Below are 16,056 nucleotides of genomic sequence, written 5' to 3' on the forward strand. Positions count from 1 at the left end.
ATGAACTGTCGTCTGATCGCTGCTAGGCGCCACCGCTGCCACGGGCGTCGGCCATGTCGATCGGGAGCGCGCAGGTGCTGGTACTGCTCATCCTCCATCTCGTGGCGGCCCTCGCCGCGCCCCTGCTCGTCCGCCTGTGGGGTCCGCGCGCGTGCTACCCGCTGGCGCTCGCGCCGGCTGCGGCGTTCTGCTGGGCGGTGGCCCGCACCCCGGCCGTCGCCGACGGCGGTGCGGTGGTCGAGACGTACCCGTGGATCGGGCAGTTGGGCCTCGACATCGCGTTCCGGCTCACCACGCTGTCCTGGCTGATGACGCTGCTGATCGGTGGCGTCGGCGCATTGGTGCTGGTCTACAGCGCCCGCTACTTCAGCGCCGGCTCGACCGGGCTGGCGCAGTTCGCCGCGGTCCTGGTCGCCTTCGCCGGCGCGATGCTCGTCCTGGTCTTCGCCGACGACCTGCTGCTGCTCTACGTCGGCTGGGAACTGACCACGATCTTCTCGTACCTGCTGATCGGGCACAGCACCGAACGGCGGTCCAGCCGGTGGGCGGCGGCGCAGGCGTTGACCGTCACCACGCTGGGCGGGCTCGCCATGCTTGTCGGCTTCATCATGCTGGGCGAGCACGCCGGCACCTACCGCTGGTCGGAGATCAGCGCGCAGCCGCTGCCCGGAGGCGGGTACCTGGTGGGCGCGGTGTTGCTGATCCTGGCCGGTGCGCTGTCCAAGTCGGCGGTGCTGCCGTTCAGCTCGTGGCTGCCGGTCGCGATGGCGGCACCCACACCGGTCAGCGCGTACCTGCACGCCGCCGCCATGGTCAAGGCCGGCGTCTACCTGGTCGGGCTGCTCGCGCCGGTGCTCGCCACGGTCGGCCCGTGGCGGCCGTTGGTGCAGGTCGCCGGCGTGGCGACAATGCTGCTCGGCGGTTGGGCCGCGCTGCGTCAGACCGACCTCAAGCTGCTGCTGGCGTACGGGACGGTCAGTCAGCTCGGTCTGCTGGTCGCGGTGACCGGCTCGGGCACCCCGGACGCGGCTCTGGCCGGCACCGCGATGCTGCTGGCACACGCCCTGTTCAAGGCGGCGCTGTTCCTGGTCGTCGGCATCATCGACCACGGTGCCGGCACCCGTGACCTGCGCGAGCTGTCCGGGCTGCGGCACTGGTCCCGGCCGCTGTTCGTGGTCGCCGTGCTGGCCGCTGCGTCGATGGCCGGTGTGCCGCCGCTCGTCGGTTTCGTGGCGAAGGAGGCGGTGTTCGGGGCGTTCACCGACCACCCGGTGCTCCTCACCGGCCTGGTCGCCGGGACGGTGCTCACCGTCGCGTACAGCGCCCGGTTCCTCTGGGGCGCGTTCGCCGACCGGCCGGGGGTGGCGCCGGTCCCGCCGGGGTCGATCGCCGCGTCGCTGCTGGTCCCGCCCGCGGTGCTGGCCGGTGTCGGTCTGCTCGCCGGCCCGGCCGCGAGCGTGCTGGACGACCTGCTGCGCCCGTACGCCGATCTGCTCGGCGGGGTCGACGCGCACCTGGCACTCTGGGCCGGACCGACCCCGGCGCTCGGCCTGTCGGTGCTGGCGCTCGTCGGCGGTGGCCTGCTCTTCGCGGTGCGTGGGCCGCTCGCCCCGGTGCTCGCCCGACTCCGGTCGCCGGTGGGGGGCAACCAGGGGTACGAGTGGGTCGTGGGCCGGTTCGACCGGCTGGCCATCGAGGTGACAGGCGCTACCCAGCGCGGCTCCCTGCCGCAGTACCTGGGCATCATCCTGATCACCCTGGTGCTGGTGCCCGGCGCGGCGATGCTCTCCGCCAGCCCCTGGCGGGCGCGGCTTCCGCTCTGGGACAGCCTGCTGCAACCGGTGGTCGTGCTGGTGATCACGGTGGCGGCGGTGCTGGCGGTCGGTGCCCGTCGCCGGTTGACCGCGATGCTGCTGGTGGGCATGACCGGCTACGGCACGGCGATGCTGTTCGTGCTGCACGGAGCGCCCGACCTGGCGCTCACCCAGTTTCTGGTGGAGACCTCGACGATCGCGGTCTTCGTGCTGGTGCTGCGTCGCCTGCCGGAGCGGTTCTCGGCCCGTCCGCTGCGCCGTACCCGCTGGGTCCGTCGGGTGATCGGGGTGGCGGCGGGTGTGGTGGCGGCCGGGCTGGCCCTCACCGCCGTCGGTGCCCGCCGGGCGCCGGACATCTCCGCCGCCTTCCCGGATCTGGCGGTGGCGCACGGGTACGGCCGCAACGTGGTCAACGTGACCCTCGTCGACATCCGGGCCTGGGACACGATGGGCGAGCTGGCGGTGCTGGTGGTGGCCGCGACCGGGGTGGCCAGCTTGATCTTCGAACGCTCCCGCACCGGGCCGCGGCCGCGCCGGCCGGGTTCGGACCAGCAGGTTGGACGCGGCCGGCCGGTGTGGCTGCGCGGTGGCCCCACCCTCTACGAGGAGCGCCGCTCGATCGTGTTGGAGGTGGTCATCCGGCTGATCTTCCACACCGTGGTGCTGTTCTCGCTGTTCCTGCTCTTCTCCGGGCACAACGCGCCGGGCGGCGGGTTCGCCGGCGGGCTGGTGGCGGGTCTCGCCCTGGTGGTCCGTTATCTGGCCGGCGGCCGGTACGAGTTGACCGAGGCGGCCCCGATCGGCGCCGGCGCGATTCTCGGCGCCGGGCTGGCCGTGGCGGTGGGCAGCGGCGTGGTGGCGCTGCTGGTCGGTGGGTCGGTGCTGGAGAGCGCGAAGGTCGACCGGACCCTGCCACTGATCGGCGACGCCCACCTTGTCACGTCGCTCTTCTTCGACATCGGCGTCTACCTGGTCGTGATCGGGCTGGTGCTGGACATCCTGCGCAGCCTCGGTGCCGAGGTGGATCGGCACATCGAGGCGACCGGCGCGGCCACCGGCGGGTTGGCCGTCGACAAGGGAGAGCGGGCGTGAGCGTGAGGAGTGGGCCGGGTTTGCGAGCCCCGCAGTCGCGAACCGAGGTGGCGCCATGACGGCGAGCGGTGCGGGGCCGACGTTGGTGCTGGTGCTGGCTGTCGCGGTGCTGGTCGGGTGCGGGGTGATCCTGCTGTTGGAGCGCAGCCTGACCCGGATCCTGCTCGGGGTGATCCTGCTCGGCAACGGGGTGAACCTGTTGATCCTGTTGGGCGGACGGTCGGGCGGGGCGCCGATCGTCGGCACCGGGCCGGTGGGGCGGATGAGTGACCCGCTGCCGCAGGCGATGGTGTTGACCTCCATCGTGATCACCTTCGGGTTCACCGCGTTCCTGCTCGCGGTGGCGTACCGCAGCTGGTATCTCTCCGGCGACGACGAGGTGCCCGACGACCTGGAGGACCGGCAGATCATCCGCCGGGCCGGGCGGAACGAGGTGGGCGCGGTCGACCTCGGTGGGGAGGGGCCGAACGGTGACCCGGAGCAGGTCGATCCCGAGCCGGCCCGCCGACGGCTGCGCCGCGGGGATGACGCGTGATGAGCACCCTGGTGCCACTGCCGGTGGTGGTGCCGCTGCTCGGTGCGGCGCTGACCCTGCTGCTGGCCGGGAAGCCCCGACTCCAGCGCGCGATCAGCGTGCTGTGCCTGAGCGGCACGCTCACGGTGGCGGTGCTGCTGCTGGTGCAGGCGTACCGGTACGGGCCGGTGGTGGTGGCGGTCGGGGCGTGGCCGGCGCCAGTGGGCATCGTCCTGGTGGCCGATCAGCTCGCCGCGCTGATGCTCGTGGTGTCGTCGGCGGTGACCCTCTGCGTGTTGCTGTACTCGATCGGCCAGGGTCGCAGCGAGACGAGCGAGAGCTCGCCGGTGTCGATCTTCCACCCGACGTACCTGGTGCTCACCGCCGGCGTGACCAACGCGTTCCTGGCGGGTGACCTGTTCAACCTCTTCGTCGGGTTCGAGATCCTGCTGGCCGCCAGCTTCGTGCTGATCACCCTGGGTGGCACCGAGACCCGGATCCGGACCGGGTCGACGTACGTGGTGGTCAGCATCCTCTCCTCGATGATCTTCCTGACGTCGGTGGGTCTGGTGTACGCGGCCACCGGCACGCTCAACCTCGCCCAGCTCGCCCAGCGCCTCGACGATCTGCCCGACGGCGTCCGGCTGGCCCTGGAGCTGATGTTGCTGCTGGCGTTCGCGATCAAGGCGGCGGTCTTTCCGCTGTCGGCCTGGCTGCCGGACAGCTACCCCACCGCGCCGGCCCCGGTCACTGCCGTCTTCGCGGGCCTGCTCACCAAGGTGGGCGTCTACGCGATCATCCGGACCGAGACGTTGCTGTTTCCCGGTGGGCGTGCCGACGTGTTGCTCATGGTCGTCGCCGGGTTGACCATGGTGATCGGCATCCTCGGTGCGGTGGCCCAGTCCGACCTGAAGCGACTCTTCTCGTTCACCCTGGTCAGTCACATCGGCTACATGATCTTCGGGGTGGCGTTGAGCACCGCCGCCGGGCTCTCCGGCGCGATCTTCTACGTGGTGCACCACATCACCATCCAGACCACGCTGTTCCTCGTCGCCGGGCTGGTCGAGGAGCGCGCCGGCAGCACCGACCTGCGCCGCATCGGCGGGCTGGCCCGGGTGGCGCCGCTGCTCGGTGTGCTCTTCTTCGTCCCGGCCATGAACCTCGCCGGAGTGCCACCGTTCTCCGGCTTTCTCGGCAAGCTGGGGCTGCTCCAGGCCGGGGTCGCGGCCGGGGGCCCGCTGCCCGGTCTGCTGGTCGCGGCCGGGACGCTGACCAGCCTGCTCACCCTGTACGTGGCGTCCCGGGTGTGGAACATCGCCTTCTGGCGCGCGCCCCGGCTGGCCACCAGCGAGCCGGCCGTCCGGCTGCCGAAGCTGATGGTGGGGGCCACCGTGGCCCTGGTCGCGCTGGGGCTGGCGTTGACCGTGCTGGCCGGCCCGCTCTTCGACGTCACCGCCGACGCGGCGGCGGACCTGCGCCTGCGTACCCCGTACGTCCGTGCCGTGCTGCCCGGAGGTGTGCCGTGACCGGCTCCCCTGAGCCGGCTCCCGACACCCCCGGGCCTGCCGTGGTGGGGCGCGGCCGGCTCGGGCGCTGGCGGGACCAGGCGGTGGCGCTCGGGTGGCTGGTGGTGGTCTGGAGTCTGCTCTGGGGTGACGTCAACTGGGCCAACCTGGTCGGTGGCCTGGTGGTGGGTGCGGCCGTGCTGGTGTTCTTCCCGCTGCCGGCGGTCAGCTTCGGTGGCCGGCTGCGGCCGTGGGCGCTGCTGGTGTTCGCGGGCCGGTTCGCCGTCGAGCTGGTCAGCGCGAGCCTGCACGTCGCCCGGATCGCCGTGCAGCCCGGCTACCGGCCGCGCGGGGCGATCATCGCGGTCCGCTTGCGGGTGTCCACCGACCTGAACCTGGCTCTCACCGCCGAGGCGGTCTCGTTGGTGCCGGGCACGCTCATCCTCGAGGTGGACCGGGACTCCGGAACGCTCTACCTGCACGTCCTGGACACCCACGGGCCGGGGGACCTGGACGTGGCCCGGGAACGCACGCTCACCGTCGAGCGGCGAATCGTCCGCGCGGTCGGCTCCACCGCCGAACTGCGCCACCTCGACGTCACCCCACCCGAGAAGGGAACCCGTCCGTGACCACGTTCCTGGCCGTCGTCCTCACCGCACTGCTGTCGGTCACCGCGCTCCTCGCGCTGGCCCGCCTCTACCGTGGCCCGTCGTTGGTGGACCGGGTGATCGCCGCGGACATGCTGCTCGCCACGATGATCGGGGCGGTGGGTGCCGAGGCGGCGGTCAACCGGCACGCCACCACGCTGCCCGTGCTTGTGGTGCTCTCCCTGCTCGGCTTCGTGGGCTCGGTGTCGCTGGTTCGCTTCGCCGTCCGGGAGCAGCAGTGATCGCGACGATCGCGGACTGGCTCGGCGCCGCTTGTCTGGTGGCCGGCGCGCTGCTGGGCCTGGCCGCCGCGATCGGTGTGCTGCGCTTCCCGGACGCGCTGTCCCGGATGCACGCGGCCACCAAGCCGCAGGTGCTCGGGGTGCTCCTGCTGCTGCTGGGCATCGCGTTGCGGCTGCGGTCCCCGGCGGACCTCGGCATGGTCCTGCTGGTGGCGGTCTTCCAGTTGGCGACCGCGCCGGTGGCGGCGCAGATGATCGGGCGGGCCGCGTACCGGTCGGGGCGGCTGGACCGGGGCCTGCTCGACGCCGACGAGCTGGCCGAACGCGGACCAGGCGGTGGGTCGGCCGGTCCGGCGTGACGACCGGCGGCACTCGCTGAACCGGACGATTCGCTCCTTCGGCCCACCCCCAGCGGAGTCCCAGCCAGCGCCGATAAAATAGCGGCATGATCGACTCTTCTGCCCAGGAGGGCAGCAGTAGCCAGCCGGGTCCTGCCCGGCGTATCCCCTCCCCAACGACCCCGGGAGCCCTGAGCGACCCGTGTTGATCGTCGTTGGTCTCCTTCTGATCATCGTTCTCACTGCCGCCACCGGCTACTTCGTGGCGCAGGAGTTCGGCTACGTCGCCGTGGACCGGGGCAAGCTGCGCCAGCTCGCCGATGACGGCGACCAGGCCGCCGCCCGGGCCCTGACCGTCACCAGCCGGCTCTCCTTCATGCTCTCCGGCGCCCAACTCGGCATCACCGTCACCGCGCTGCTCGTCGGCTACGTCGCCGAGCCGTACCTGGGCGGTGGCCTCGCCGACCTGCTCGGCGTGGCCGGCGTCAGCGAGGCGGTCAGCCTGCCGCTGTCGGTGGCGTTGGCCCTGGTCATCGCCACCATCGTGCAGATGGTCCTCGGTGAGCTGGCCCCGAAGAACCTGGCCATCGCGCGGGCCGAGCAACTGGCCCGGGCGCTGAGCCGGTCCACACTGATCTACCTGGCCGTCGCCGGGCCGCTCATCCGGCTCTTCGACCGGGCATCGGTCCGTCTGCTGCGCCGCATCGGCATCGAGCCGATCGAGGAGCTGCCCAGTGGCGCCACCCCGGCGGACCTCGAACAGATCATCGCCGAGTCCCGCGAGGAGGGCAGCCTCGACGCCGAGATGTCCACGCTGCTCGACCGAGGTCTGGACTTCCGCGAGCTGACCGCCGGCGAGGCGATGGTGCCCCGCGTCGACGTGCACACCGTACGGGCGCACGAGCCGGTCAGCCGGGTGGTCGAGCTGCTGGACACCGGCCACTCCCGCTTCCCGGTACGCGGCGCGGAGGGCGTCGACGACCTGCTCGGCATCGTCGGCATCGCCGACGTGCTCGGCGTACCCCCGGGGGAGCGGGCCACCACCCCGGTGAGCGCGGTGGCCGGGCCGCCGCTGCTCGTACCGGAGACGTTGCCCCTGCCCACGGTGCTCGACCGCCTGCGGTCCGGGCATCGGCAGATGGCGTGCGTGGTCGACGAGTACGGCGGCTTCGCCGGCGTCATCACGCTGGAGGACATCGCCGAGGAACTGGTCGGCCCGATCCGCGACGAGGACGACCCACCGGAGCGGGCACCGGCCCGGCAGGACGACGGGTCCTGGGTGGTGCCGGCGCGCTGGCGGATCGACGAGGTCGCGGACAGCACCGGCATCGCCCTGCCCGAGGCCCCCGAGTACGACACCCTCTCCGGGTTGGTGATGCGGGAGCTGGGCCGGGTGCCGGAGGTCGGCGACCGGCTGGAGATCAGCCTCCAACCCGAGGGGGCGGACGGCGAGGACAACGAGGCGGAGCCCCGGGCACTGGTCGAGGTGCTGGCCGTGGACCGGCACGTGGCCGACTCGGTGCGGTTGCAGCTGACCAAACCGGGGGTGACCGCATGAGCCCCGGCATCGCACTGTTCAGCTCGGTGATCCTGCTGGCGCTGAACGGGTTCTTCGTGGCCGCCGAGTTCGCCCTGGTGGCCAGTAAGCGCTACCGCCTGGAGCAGGCGGCGGCGAACGGTGGTCGGGCGGCACGGGCGGCGCTCGACGGCGTCCGCGAGCTGTCGCTGATGCTGGCCGGCGCGCAGCTCGGCATCACGCTGTGCACCCTGGGTCTCGGTGCGCTGGCCGAACCGGCGATCGAGCACCTGCTCAGCCCTCTGCTGCACGCGGTGGGCCTACCGGACGCGGCCAGTCACCTGATCGCGCTGATCTTCGCCCTCGGGGTGGTGACCTTCCTGCACCTCGTGGTGGGGGAGATGGCACCCAAGTCGTGGGCGATCACCGACGCGGAACGCTCGGCGACGCTGCTCGCGTTGCCGTTCCGCGCCTTCGCCCGGGTCTCCCGGCCGGTGCTCTCCGCGCTGAACGCCCTGGCCAACGCGATCCTGCGGCTGTTCGGCGTCAACCAGCAGGACCAGCTCGCCCAGGTGCACGGCCCGGACGAGCTGCGGATCCTGCTGGAGCAGTCCCGTGAGCACGGGCTGCTCGGTGCCGAGCAGCACCAGCTGCTGACCAGCATGCTGGAGTTGCAGGGCACGTCGGTGGCGCAGGTGATGGAACCGTTCGCCACCATGGTCACCGTCCGCCGGGACGACCCGGCCGAACGGATCGAGGAGGTGAGCCGGGACAGCGGCCGATCCCGACTCGCGGTGCTCGACGAGGCCGGCGACGTCTGTGGCCTCGTGCACGTCCGGGAGGCGGTACGGGTGGTCACCACCGGCCGGATCGCCACCGCCGGGGAGCTGATGACGCCCGCGTTCACCCTGCCTGCGACGTCCTCGGTCACCGAGGCGGTGGCGGCGATGCGGGCCCGGCAGTCGCAGCTCGCGTTGGTGCGCAACGGCGGCGGCCCGGCCCGTCCGATCGGCTTCGTGGCCCTGGAGGACCTCCTGGAGGAGGTCATCGGGGAGTTCGACGACGAGACCGACACGGTGCCCCGCGGGCGGCGCATGAGATGAAACCGGAGGGGTGGTCCCTCTTCGTCGACGTTGGGGTGGCCTCGTGCCGGATTCGCGGATGGAGGGGTGGCCTCGTGCCGGATTCGCGGATGGTGGGGTGGTCTCGCGTCGGATCCGCGGATGTTTGGGGTGGTCTCGCGTCGGATCCGCGGATGTTTGGGGTGGTCTCGCTTCCGGTCGGCGAGAGTTGAGGTGACCTCACGGGGGTGAGGTTGTTGAGCCTGACCTGGCGGAGGGCGCGGTGCGGCTGACGGGAGTGTCCCCGGAGTCCGGTCGGACCGGGCTCTCGGTGCAGACCACGCTCCCCAACCCGAGCACCCGCCCGGGCCTGCGCCTGCCCGGGCGGGTGACCCTCGCGGCCGGCCCGGACGACGTGCTCGTGCGGCACATCCGGCTCGGCCTCGTCACCACTGTCGAGCCGGACGACCCGGCCGCAGCCCGACGTCTCGTGCAGTTCCACCAACTGCCGATCGCCGGCCGGTTCGTCGTACCGGCCGGTCGGCGGCGGGCTGTCGACTTCGCGCTCCCGCTGCCGTGGGAGACCCCGGTGACCATCTTCGGCGGGGTGCCGCTGCTGAGCCTGCGGATGGGCCTGCGGACCGAGGTGTCGCTCGACCCGGACCTCGACCAGGGGGCCATGGTGCCGGTCTTCGTGCACCCGATCCCCACCCAGCAGCACGTGCTGGCGGCGCTGGACACGCTGGGCTTCATGATCCGCCAGTCCGGGTTGCAGGAGGGCGGGTTGCCGGGGGTGGAGCACACCCTCCCGTTGCACCAGCGCTGGGGCTACTGGGTGGGGCCGCTCTACGCCGGCCCGATCACCGAGCTGGAGGTGATCTTCGTGACCAACTCGGCGGGCCTGGAGGCGATCCTCTGGATGGATCGCCGGCTGGCGCTGGCCGGAATCACCCACCAGAGCATCAGCCGGTTCCGGATCTGGCACGAGGACGCCGACCGGCGGGACTGGGTCGCCACCGTGGACGGCTGGATCCGCCAGGCGATCAACCGGCACGCCGCCGCAGCCGCGCACGCCGACTGGTCCGCGCAGATCGCGGGGTCGGCCCACGTCAGCCGCCATCCCGACGAGCCGATCCAACCCGGTTACGGCCTGGGCGGCACCGCCGGCGGCGCGGGCGTAGGAGGCGGCGGCTCCGGCGGCGACGGCACCTGACCCCACCCCACCCCCCACACCCCGCGCCGTCCCGCCCTCTCACCCCCGCGATCTTGCCGTTTCTGCGGCGACAGATCGGGCTCAGAGTGCGCGTTTCGACGACCGAAAGTGCAAGATCGCCGCGGGCGGGGGCGCGGGGGCGGGCGGGCGGGTAGGGCGGGTAGGGCGGGTAGGGCGGGGTAGGGCGGGGGTTAGCCGGCGCTGGCTGTGGCCAGCTTGAGGCTGAAGGCCAGGAACAGGGCTGCCACGGCGGTGGTGCCGCCGGCCGCCAGGCGTCGGCGTTGGCGGAACTGGGCGGCCAGGAAGGTGCCCGCGAAGATCAACGCGGTCAGGTAGAGCGCGCTTGTCACCTGCGCGATAAGTCCGAGCAGCAGGAACGACAGCGCCGGCCAGGCGTAACCGGGGTCGACGAACTGGATGAAGAACGAGATGAAGAACAGGATCGCCTTCGGGTTCAGCAGGCTGATCACCAGTGCCTTGCGGAACGGGCTGCGCATCGCCGCCGGCTCCGCGGCGTCGATGAGCCGCGGCGTGCTCGGGTCGTTGCGGTCGCGCCAGCGCCGCGCGGCACCGAGCAGCATGGTCACCCCGACATAACCGAGGTACGCGGCACCGGCGTACTTGATCACCATGAACAACGGCGGGTACGCCTTGAGCAGCGACGCCACCCCGGCGGCGGAGAGGACCATCAGCACCCCGTCGCCGACGAACACGCCACCGGCGGCCCGGTAGCCGACCGCGACGCCCCGTTTGGCCGCGGTGGAGAGCACGAAGAGTGAGTTCGGCCCGGGCAGCAGGATGATGGCCACGGTGCCCAGCACGTACGTCCAGATGTCGGTGATCCCCAGCACGCCCGCCATCATCACGCCACCGGTGCCGTCCGCAGAAGTCTTTCTCGCAGCCTGGCCTGTGCGTTCGGCCACTCGTCGACGGTCATCGCGTACTGCACGGTGTCCCGCCAGGAGCCGTCGGGGCGTTGCCTGTGCATCCGCAGCACCCCTTCCCTGGTCGCGCCGAGCCGTTCGATGGCCGCCTGGGAGCGAACGTTGCGGATGTCGGTGTGCCAGGCGACCCGTACCGCGCCCAGGTCGTCGAAGGCCCGGCTGAGCAGCAGCAGCTTCGCCTCGGTGTTGATCCCGGTACGCCACCAGGGTCGGCCGAGGAAGGTGTGCCCGATCGCCACCGCCCGCCGCTCCGGGTCGATGTCGTAGTAGGAGGTGCTGCCCACCACCGCCCCGGTCGCCGCGCACCGCTGCACCCAGGCCACCCGCTCGCCGCGGTGCTGGGCGGCCAGGGCGGTGCCGATCACCTCGGCGGTTTCGGCGGGCGCGGTGGGCGGCGCGACGGTGAGGTGCCGCCAGACCTCCGGGTCGGCGGTGGCGGCGTGCAGCTCGTCGGTGTGCGCCAGCTCCAAGGTTCCAGCCGGACGTGCTCACCGTGCAGCGGCGCCGGGTCGTGCCAGGGCGTGCGGGGCGTCCGCAGGTACGCCGGCAGGGGCGCGGTGACCCCGGCGTCCGGCTCGGGTGCCCCGGCGGTCAGTCGCAGCGGCAGCACGCCGGCCCAGTGCGGCAGGTGCAGGTCGGCCTCGTCCTCGCGGACCCCGCCGGTGCGGGCCCGGACGGACACCTCGCGCAGTGGCAGCGCCAGGACGGCGGTCTCGGCCAGTTCGCGGCGGCTCGGCGGGCGGGTGGCGGTGCTGCGTCCCGCGCCGACCTTCTCGACCAGCGCGGTGAGCATGGCGAGCTTCTCCCGCTCGTCGGTGACCAGGCGGGCGGTGCCGTGCGCGACGACCGAGCGGTAGTTGGCGCTGTGGTGGAACTGGGAGCGGGCGTAGACCAGCCCGTCGAGCACTGTCACCGCGACACAGACCGGCAGCCCGTCGTCGCCCCGGGCGGCGAGTAGTGGGCGACTGCCGGTGGAGCCGTGCAGGTAGAGCGTGTCGCCGATGCGAACGTGCAGGGTGGGCAGCACACGTGGCTGGCCGTCGACGGTGAAGCTGAGCGCGCAGTCGTACGCCTCGTCGAGCACGGCGTGGGCGGCGGCCTGGTCGTAGCTCATCTTCTCGCGGGAGCGGTGGGGTGTGGTCCGGGCGGTGGGTGGATACATGCGCTCGCCCCTTTGTTCTAGTACAATGCCGTATTTGTGTCAGCACACTATCAGCTCACCGGTACGACAGCGGTCGAGATTTCGGCAAGCATCGAGTCGGGCATCCGTACCGGCGCCCTGCCACCGGGGGCCGCCCTGCCGCCGGTGCGGGCGCTCGCCGCGGAGTTGGGGGTCAGCCCCGCCACCGTCGCCCGCGCCTACCAGGAGCTACGCCAGCGCGGCCTGCTCGCCACCGCCGGTCGGCACGGCACCCGGGTACGCCCCCGCCCGCCGGTGGCCGCCCGCCGCTCCGCGCTGCGCCCTCCACCCTTGCCCGGCGCCCGGGACCTGTCCCGGGGCGAACCCGACCCCCGGCTGCTCCCTCCGCTGGGCCCACACCTGGCGAGGCTCGCGACTGACGGTGGCCCGTCAATCGGCTACTCCGATGCCGGAGTGCTGCCCGAACTGGCCGAGGCGGCCCGCGCCCGGCTGCGCGCCGACGGCGTACCGACCGGGGAGTTGACTCTCACCGGCGGTGCGCTGGACGGCATCGAGCGGCTGCTCGGCGCTCACCTGCGCCCCGGCGACGCGGTGGCGGTCGAGGACCCGGGCTGGGCCAACCTGCTCGACCTGGTCGCCGCGCTGGGCCTGCGCCCGATCGGCGTACCGCTCGACGACGAGGGGCCGCTGGTCGCCGGGGTGGCCGCGGCGCTCGCTGCCGGAGCGCGAGCACTGATCATCACCAGCCGGGCGCAGAATCCGACCGGCGCTGCCGTCTCCGCGGCCCGTGCGGAGGCGCTGCGGGCGCTGCTCGCCGACCGCCGGGACCTGCTGTTGATCGAGGACGACCACGCAGCCGAACTGGCCCGCGTACCCCTGCACCCGCTTGCCGGTGCGACAGCGAGCTGGGCCTTCCTCCGCTCGGTGAGCAAGCCGTTCGGCCCGGACCTGCGGCTCGCGGTGCTGGTCGGCGACGAGACGACGGTGGCCCGGGTGAGCGGCCGTACCCGGGTCGGCGCCGGCTGGGTCTCCACAGTGCTGCAACGCCTGGTCCTCGCCCTGTGGCGGGACCCGGCGGTCACCGAGTTGGTGCAACGGGCGGCGCAGAGCTACGAGCAGCGGCGCGAGGGGCTGCTCGCCGCGCTGGCCGAGCGCGGCCTCACCGCACACGGTCGCAGCGGCATCAACGTCTGGCTGCCGGTGGCGGACGAGACCAGCACGGTGACCGCGTTACGCGACGCCGGCTGGGCGGTGGCCCCCGGCGCCCTCTACCGGATCGCCGCCCCACCAGCCCTGCGCATCACCGTCAGCTCCCTGGACACCACCGACCTGGTCCCCCTTGCCGCAGCCCTGGCCCAAGCCGAAAACCCACCCCCCACCCAGGGCTTCCCCACCTGACCCACCCACCCCACCCTCTCGTCGCGATCTTGCAGTTTGTGTTGATGAAATGCCGGAACTGTGCTGATTCGTCGGGACAGAAAGTGCGAGATCGTGGGGATTCAGGACGGCGGGGACGGGTATGCGGGCGCCTGGAGGTGGGGGACATGGCTTCTGGTGGGGCTCGTAAGGGGATTTGGATCGCGGTGGCGGTGGCGATCATCATCATCGTCATCGTGCTGATCGCGATCGCGTCCGGCGGCGATGGAGGCGGTAACGGGTACTGACGCGAAGCGCCCGGGTGCGCCGGGGCGTATCCGGCAGCGAGCACCCAACGGGTATATAACAGTCGGCATGGCCGAGCAGACCGGGAGCGCTCCGGGCGCCCAGCGGTTCATCCCGCCCGACGCCGACACCATCGACGACCTGCGTACCGCCGCTGGCGGTTGCCGGGGTTGTGAGCTGTACCGGGACGCCTCGCAGACGGTCTTCGGCCGGGGCGACGAGAGCGCCCGGGTGGTGCTTGTCGGCGAGCAGCCCGGCGACATGGAGGACCAGAAGGGACTGCCCTTCGTCGGCCCGGCCGGACGCCTGCTGCGTCGCGCGGTCGACGACGCCGGGCTGGACCCGGGTTACCTCTACCTCACAAATGCCGTAAAGCACTTTCGTTTTGAGCTGCGCGGCAAGCGACGGATCCACCAGACCCCGGACCAGACGCACATCACCGCCTGCCGCCCGTGGCTGGTCGCGGAGTTCGCCCGGCTGCGTCCGGAGATCGTGGTGGTGCTCGGCGCGACCGCCGCCAAGGCGCTGCTCGGCCCGTCCTTCCGGGTCACCAGACAGCGGGGCGAGCTGCTGCCCTGGCCGGAGTCGGCCCAACACCCCGCGGACTTCGAGCAGATGCCGGTGGACAACGCCGGAAAGCGGGCCGACGCGCCGCCGGCCCGGCTGCTGGCCACCATCCACCCCTCCGCCGTGCTGCGGGCCGACGACCAGGACAAGGCGTACGAGGGGCTGGTTGCCGACCTCACCGTCGTCACCCGCGCCCTGCCCGGCTAGCCAGCGACCCTGCGTGCCGCCGTGACCTGTTCAGATCTTGGACAGTTTCCGTCAGCCGCTGACGGAAACTGTCCAAGATTGACAGTGCGTCGCGGATCAGGGCACCCCGGGGGTCGGCCCGGGGCCGAGGTGGTCGGCAAAGGCGCCGCGAGACCCACTGCCGCTGGTCGGGGCGGGTGCGCGAGGATGGGTCACCCCTTCCGACAGGAGCGCCGATGGCGACCGACCTGACCGCGCCGCGTACCGCCGCCCGACCCGACGTCACGTCGATCCAGCGGCGCACCCTGCGGCTGCTCTTCACCACCCAGATCATCGGCGGGATCGGCGTGACCATCGGCATCGCCGTGGGCGCGCTGCTCGCGGCCCGGATCGCCGGGACCGCGGTGGCCGGCGTCGCGCAGAGCGCCGGGGTGGTCGGCGCCGCGCTGCTCGCCGTCCCGGTCACCCGGATCATGGCGCGGCACGGTCGCCGGCCGGGCCTGGTGCTGGCGTACGCGATCGGCGCGGTCGGCGGCGTGCTGGTGGTGCTGGCCGCGGCCACCCGGTGGGTGCCGCTGCTCTTCCTCGGCATGCTGCTCTTCGGCGGGGGCACCGCCGCGAACCTGCAGGCCCGCTACACGGCCGTGGATCTCGCCGAGCCGGCCCGCCGGGGGCGGCAGCTCTCCCTGATCGTCTGGGCGACCACCATCGGTGCGGTGGCCGCGCCGAACTTCGCCGCGCTGGCCGACCGGGTCACCACCGGCTGGGGGCTGCCCCCGCTGGCCGGCCCGTTCGCGTTCAGCGCGGCCGCGTTCGTGCTGGCTGCCGTCGTACTCCTCGGGTTGCTCCGGCCAGACCCGCTGCTCACCGCGCGGCGGCTCGCGGCGGCCGACGCGCCGGCCGCCGATCTGCCGCCGGCCGCCGCGTCGGCGACCGCCGTGGCGGCCGAGGCGCCGGCGGCGGGCGGCGGTGCGACGCCGGTCGAGGTGCGCGCGCCCCGCGGCGCCGGGATGCGTGCGGCCTGGTCGGTGGTACGCGGACAGCCCGCCGCCCGACTCGGCATCGCCGCCGTGGCGGTGGGTCACCTGGTGATGGTGGCGGTGATGGCGATGACTCCGGTCCGGCTCGGTGAGTCGCACGCCGACGCCGACGTGTTGCGGCTGGTCGGCATCGTGCTGAGCCTGCACATCGCCGGCATGTACGCGTTCTCCCCGGTGGTCGGTTGGCTCACCGACCGGCTCGGTCGACGGGCGGTGATCCTCGGTGGGGTCGGGCTGCTGCTGGCCGCCTGCGCGGTCGCCGGCACCGCCGGGCACCACACGCCGCGGCTCTCGGTCGGTCTGGTCCTGCTCGGGTTGGGCTGGTCGGGGACGATGGTGGCCGGTTCGACGCTGCTGTCCGAGTCGGTGCCGGCCGGTGTGCGGCCGAGCGTCCAGGGGCTGTCCGATCTGATCATGGGGCTGGCCGGGGCGGGGGCCGCCGTGGTCAGCGGGTTTGTCATGCAGTTCGCCGGTTATCCCGTGCTCACCCTGCTCGCGGCGGTCGCGGCGGCGCCCCTGGTGGCGCTAGCGTTGCGCCCGGTGCCGACCGGGGCACCGGACGAGGAGGGCTGAT

General features: G+C 72.7%; 13 protein-coding genes and 1 pseudogene. 12 read left to right on the forward strand and 2 right to left on the reverse strand.

Annotated elements, in window-relative coordinates:
• Positions 1-74 precede the first annotated feature (74 nt).
• The 9 genes from ACQP0U_RS07510 to ACQP0U_RS07550 all read left to right on the forward strand — a co-directional run bounded on the left by ACQP0U_RS07510 (position 75) and on the right by ACQP0U_RS07550 (position 9,942).
• Positions 75-2,906, forward strand: coding sequence for a Na+/H+ antiporter subunit A (locus tag ACQP0U_RS07510; protein ID WP_433320674.1), 2,832 nt, complete (start codon positions 75-77; stop codon positions 2,904-2,906).
• 55 nt (positions 2,907-2,961) lie between these two features.
• Entirely contained in the window at positions 2,962-3,441 is a 480-nt protein-coding gene (locus tag ACQP0U_RS07515; protein ID WP_433316973.1) for a Na(+)/H(+) antiporter subunit C, read from the forward strand.
• Positions 3,441-4,946, forward strand: a complete 1,506-nt coding sequence (locus tag ACQP0U_RS07520; RefSeq protein ID WP_433316975.1) for a Na+/H+ antiporter subunit D — start codon at positions 3,441-3,443, stop codon at positions 4,944-4,946. Before ACQP0U_RS07515 ends, ACQP0U_RS07520 begins: the two co-directional genes overlap by 1 nt.
• Positions 4,943-5,554 (forward strand): Na+/H+ antiporter subunit E, encoded by a 612-nt coding sequence (locus ACQP0U_RS07525; protein ID WP_433316976.1) that lies wholly within the window; start codon positions 4,943-4,945, stop codon positions 5,552-5,554. Before ACQP0U_RS07520 ends, ACQP0U_RS07525 begins: the two co-directional genes overlap by 4 nt.
• A complete protein-coding gene (locus tag ACQP0U_RS07530) occupies positions 5,551-5,814 on the forward strand; it encodes a monovalent cation/H+ antiporter complex subunit F (protein WP_433316978.1) in 264 nt (87 codons plus the stop codon). The genes ACQP0U_RS07525 and ACQP0U_RS07530 overlap by 4 nt, the downstream gene beginning before the upstream one ends.
• Complete coding sequence (gene mnhG, locus ACQP0U_RS07535; protein ID WP_433320677.1) at positions 5,814-6,173, forward strand: monovalent cation/H(+) antiporter subunit G; 360 nt, start codon at positions 5,814-5,816, stop codon at positions 6,171-6,173. Before ACQP0U_RS07530 ends, mnhG begins: the two co-directional genes overlap by 1 nt.
• A gap of 181 nt (positions 6,174-6,354) precedes the next feature.
• Positions 6,355-7,710 (forward strand): hemolysin family protein, encoded by a 1,356-nt coding sequence (locus ACQP0U_RS07540; RefSeq protein WP_433316980.1) that lies wholly within the window; start codon positions 6,355-6,357, stop codon positions 7,708-7,710.
• Positions 7,707-8,771 carry a hemolysin family protein gene (locus ACQP0U_RS07545; protein ID WP_433316981.1) on the forward strand — a complete coding sequence of 355 codons (1,065 nt, stop codon included), beginning with the start codon at positions 7,707-7,709 and terminating at the stop codon, positions 8,769-8,771. Before ACQP0U_RS07540 ends, ACQP0U_RS07545 begins: the two co-directional genes overlap by 4 nt.
• A gap of 241 nt (positions 8,772-9,012) precedes the next feature.
• Positions 9,013-9,942: a sporulation protein gene (locus tag ACQP0U_RS07550; RefSeq protein WP_433316982.1), complete on the forward strand. Its 930-nt coding sequence runs from the start codon at positions 9,013-9,015 to the stop codon at positions 9,940-9,942.
• Between the two features lie 191 nt (positions 9,943-10,133).
• Here the strand turns inward: ACQP0U_RS07550 and leuE are convergent, their stop codons facing one another.
• Together leuE and ACQP0U_RS07560 are read right to left on the reverse strand one after the other, a co-directional pair.
• Positions 10,134-10,805 (reverse strand): leucine efflux protein LeuE, encoded by a 672-nt coding sequence (gene leuE, locus ACQP0U_RS07555; RefSeq protein WP_433316984.1) that lies wholly within the window; start codon positions 10,803-10,805, stop codon positions 10,134-10,136.
• A pseudogene (locus tag ACQP0U_RS07560) lies at positions 10,805-12,048 on the reverse strand (bifunctional pyridoxamine 5'-phosphate oxidase family protein/GNAT family N-acetyltransferase). The gene leuE and the pseudogene ACQP0U_RS07560 overlap by 1 nt, the downstream one beginning before the upstream one ends.
• 36 nt (positions 12,049-12,084) lie before the next feature.
• Between ACQP0U_RS07560 and ACQP0U_RS07565 the strand changes: the two are divergent.
• The 3 genes from ACQP0U_RS07565 to ACQP0U_RS07575 all read left to right on the forward strand — a co-directional run bounded on the left by ACQP0U_RS07565 (position 12,085) and on the right by ACQP0U_RS07575 (position 16,055).
• On the forward strand, positions 12,085-13,425 hold the full coding sequence (locus ACQP0U_RS07565; protein ID WP_433316986.1) for an aminotransferase class I/II-fold pyridoxal phosphate-dependent enzyme: 1,341 nt from the start codon (positions 12,085-12,087) through the stop codon (positions 13,423-13,425).
• Between the two features lie 333 nt (positions 13,426-13,758).
• Positions 13,759-14,463 carry a UdgX family uracil-DNA binding protein gene (locus ACQP0U_RS07570; protein ID WP_433316988.1) on the forward strand — a complete coding sequence of 235 codons (705 nt, stop codon included), beginning with the start codon at positions 13,759-13,761 and terminating at the stop codon, positions 14,461-14,463.
• A gap of 215 nt (positions 14,464-14,678) precedes the next feature.
• Positions 14,679-16,055: an MFS transporter gene (locus ACQP0U_RS07575; protein ID WP_433316990.1), complete on the forward strand. Its 1,377-nt coding sequence runs from the start codon at positions 14,679-14,681 to the stop codon at positions 16,053-16,055.
• The last annotated feature ends 1 nt before the right edge of the window (position 16,056 follow it).

The sequence above is a fragment of the Micromonospora sp. CA-269861 genome (genome assembly GCF_050948505.1).
In the GTDB taxonomy this organism is placed as follows: domain Bacteria; phylum Actinomycetota; class Actinomycetes; order Mycobacteriales; family Micromonosporaceae; genus Micromonospora.

Bases quoted from the DNA above. Each gene is read 5' to 3' on its own strand.
- ACQP0U_RS07520 (WP_433316975.1), top strand. From the start codon at position 3,441: ATGAGCACCCTGGTGCCACTGCCGGTGGTGGTGCCGCTGCTCGGTGCG.
- leuE (WP_433316984.1), bottom strand. From the start codon at position 10,805: ATGATGGCGGGCGTGCTGGGGATCACCGACATCTGGACGTACGTGCTG.
- ACQP0U_RS07570 (WP_433316988.1), top strand. From the start codon at position 13,759: ATGGCCGAGCAGACCGGGAGCGCTCCGGGCGCCCAGCGGTTCATCCCG.
- ACQP0U_RS07515 (WP_433316973.1), top strand. From the start codon at position 2,962: ATGACGGCGAGCGGTGCGGGGCCGACGTTGGTGCTGGTGCTGGCTGTC.
- ACQP0U_RS07575 (WP_433316990.1), top strand. From the start codon at position 14,679: ATGGCGACCGACCTGACCGCGCCGCGTACCGCCGCCCGACCCGACGTC.
- ACQP0U_RS07545 (WP_433316981.1), top strand. From the start codon at position 7,707: ATGAGCCCCGGCATCGCACTGTTCAGCTCGGTGATCCTGCTGGCGCTG.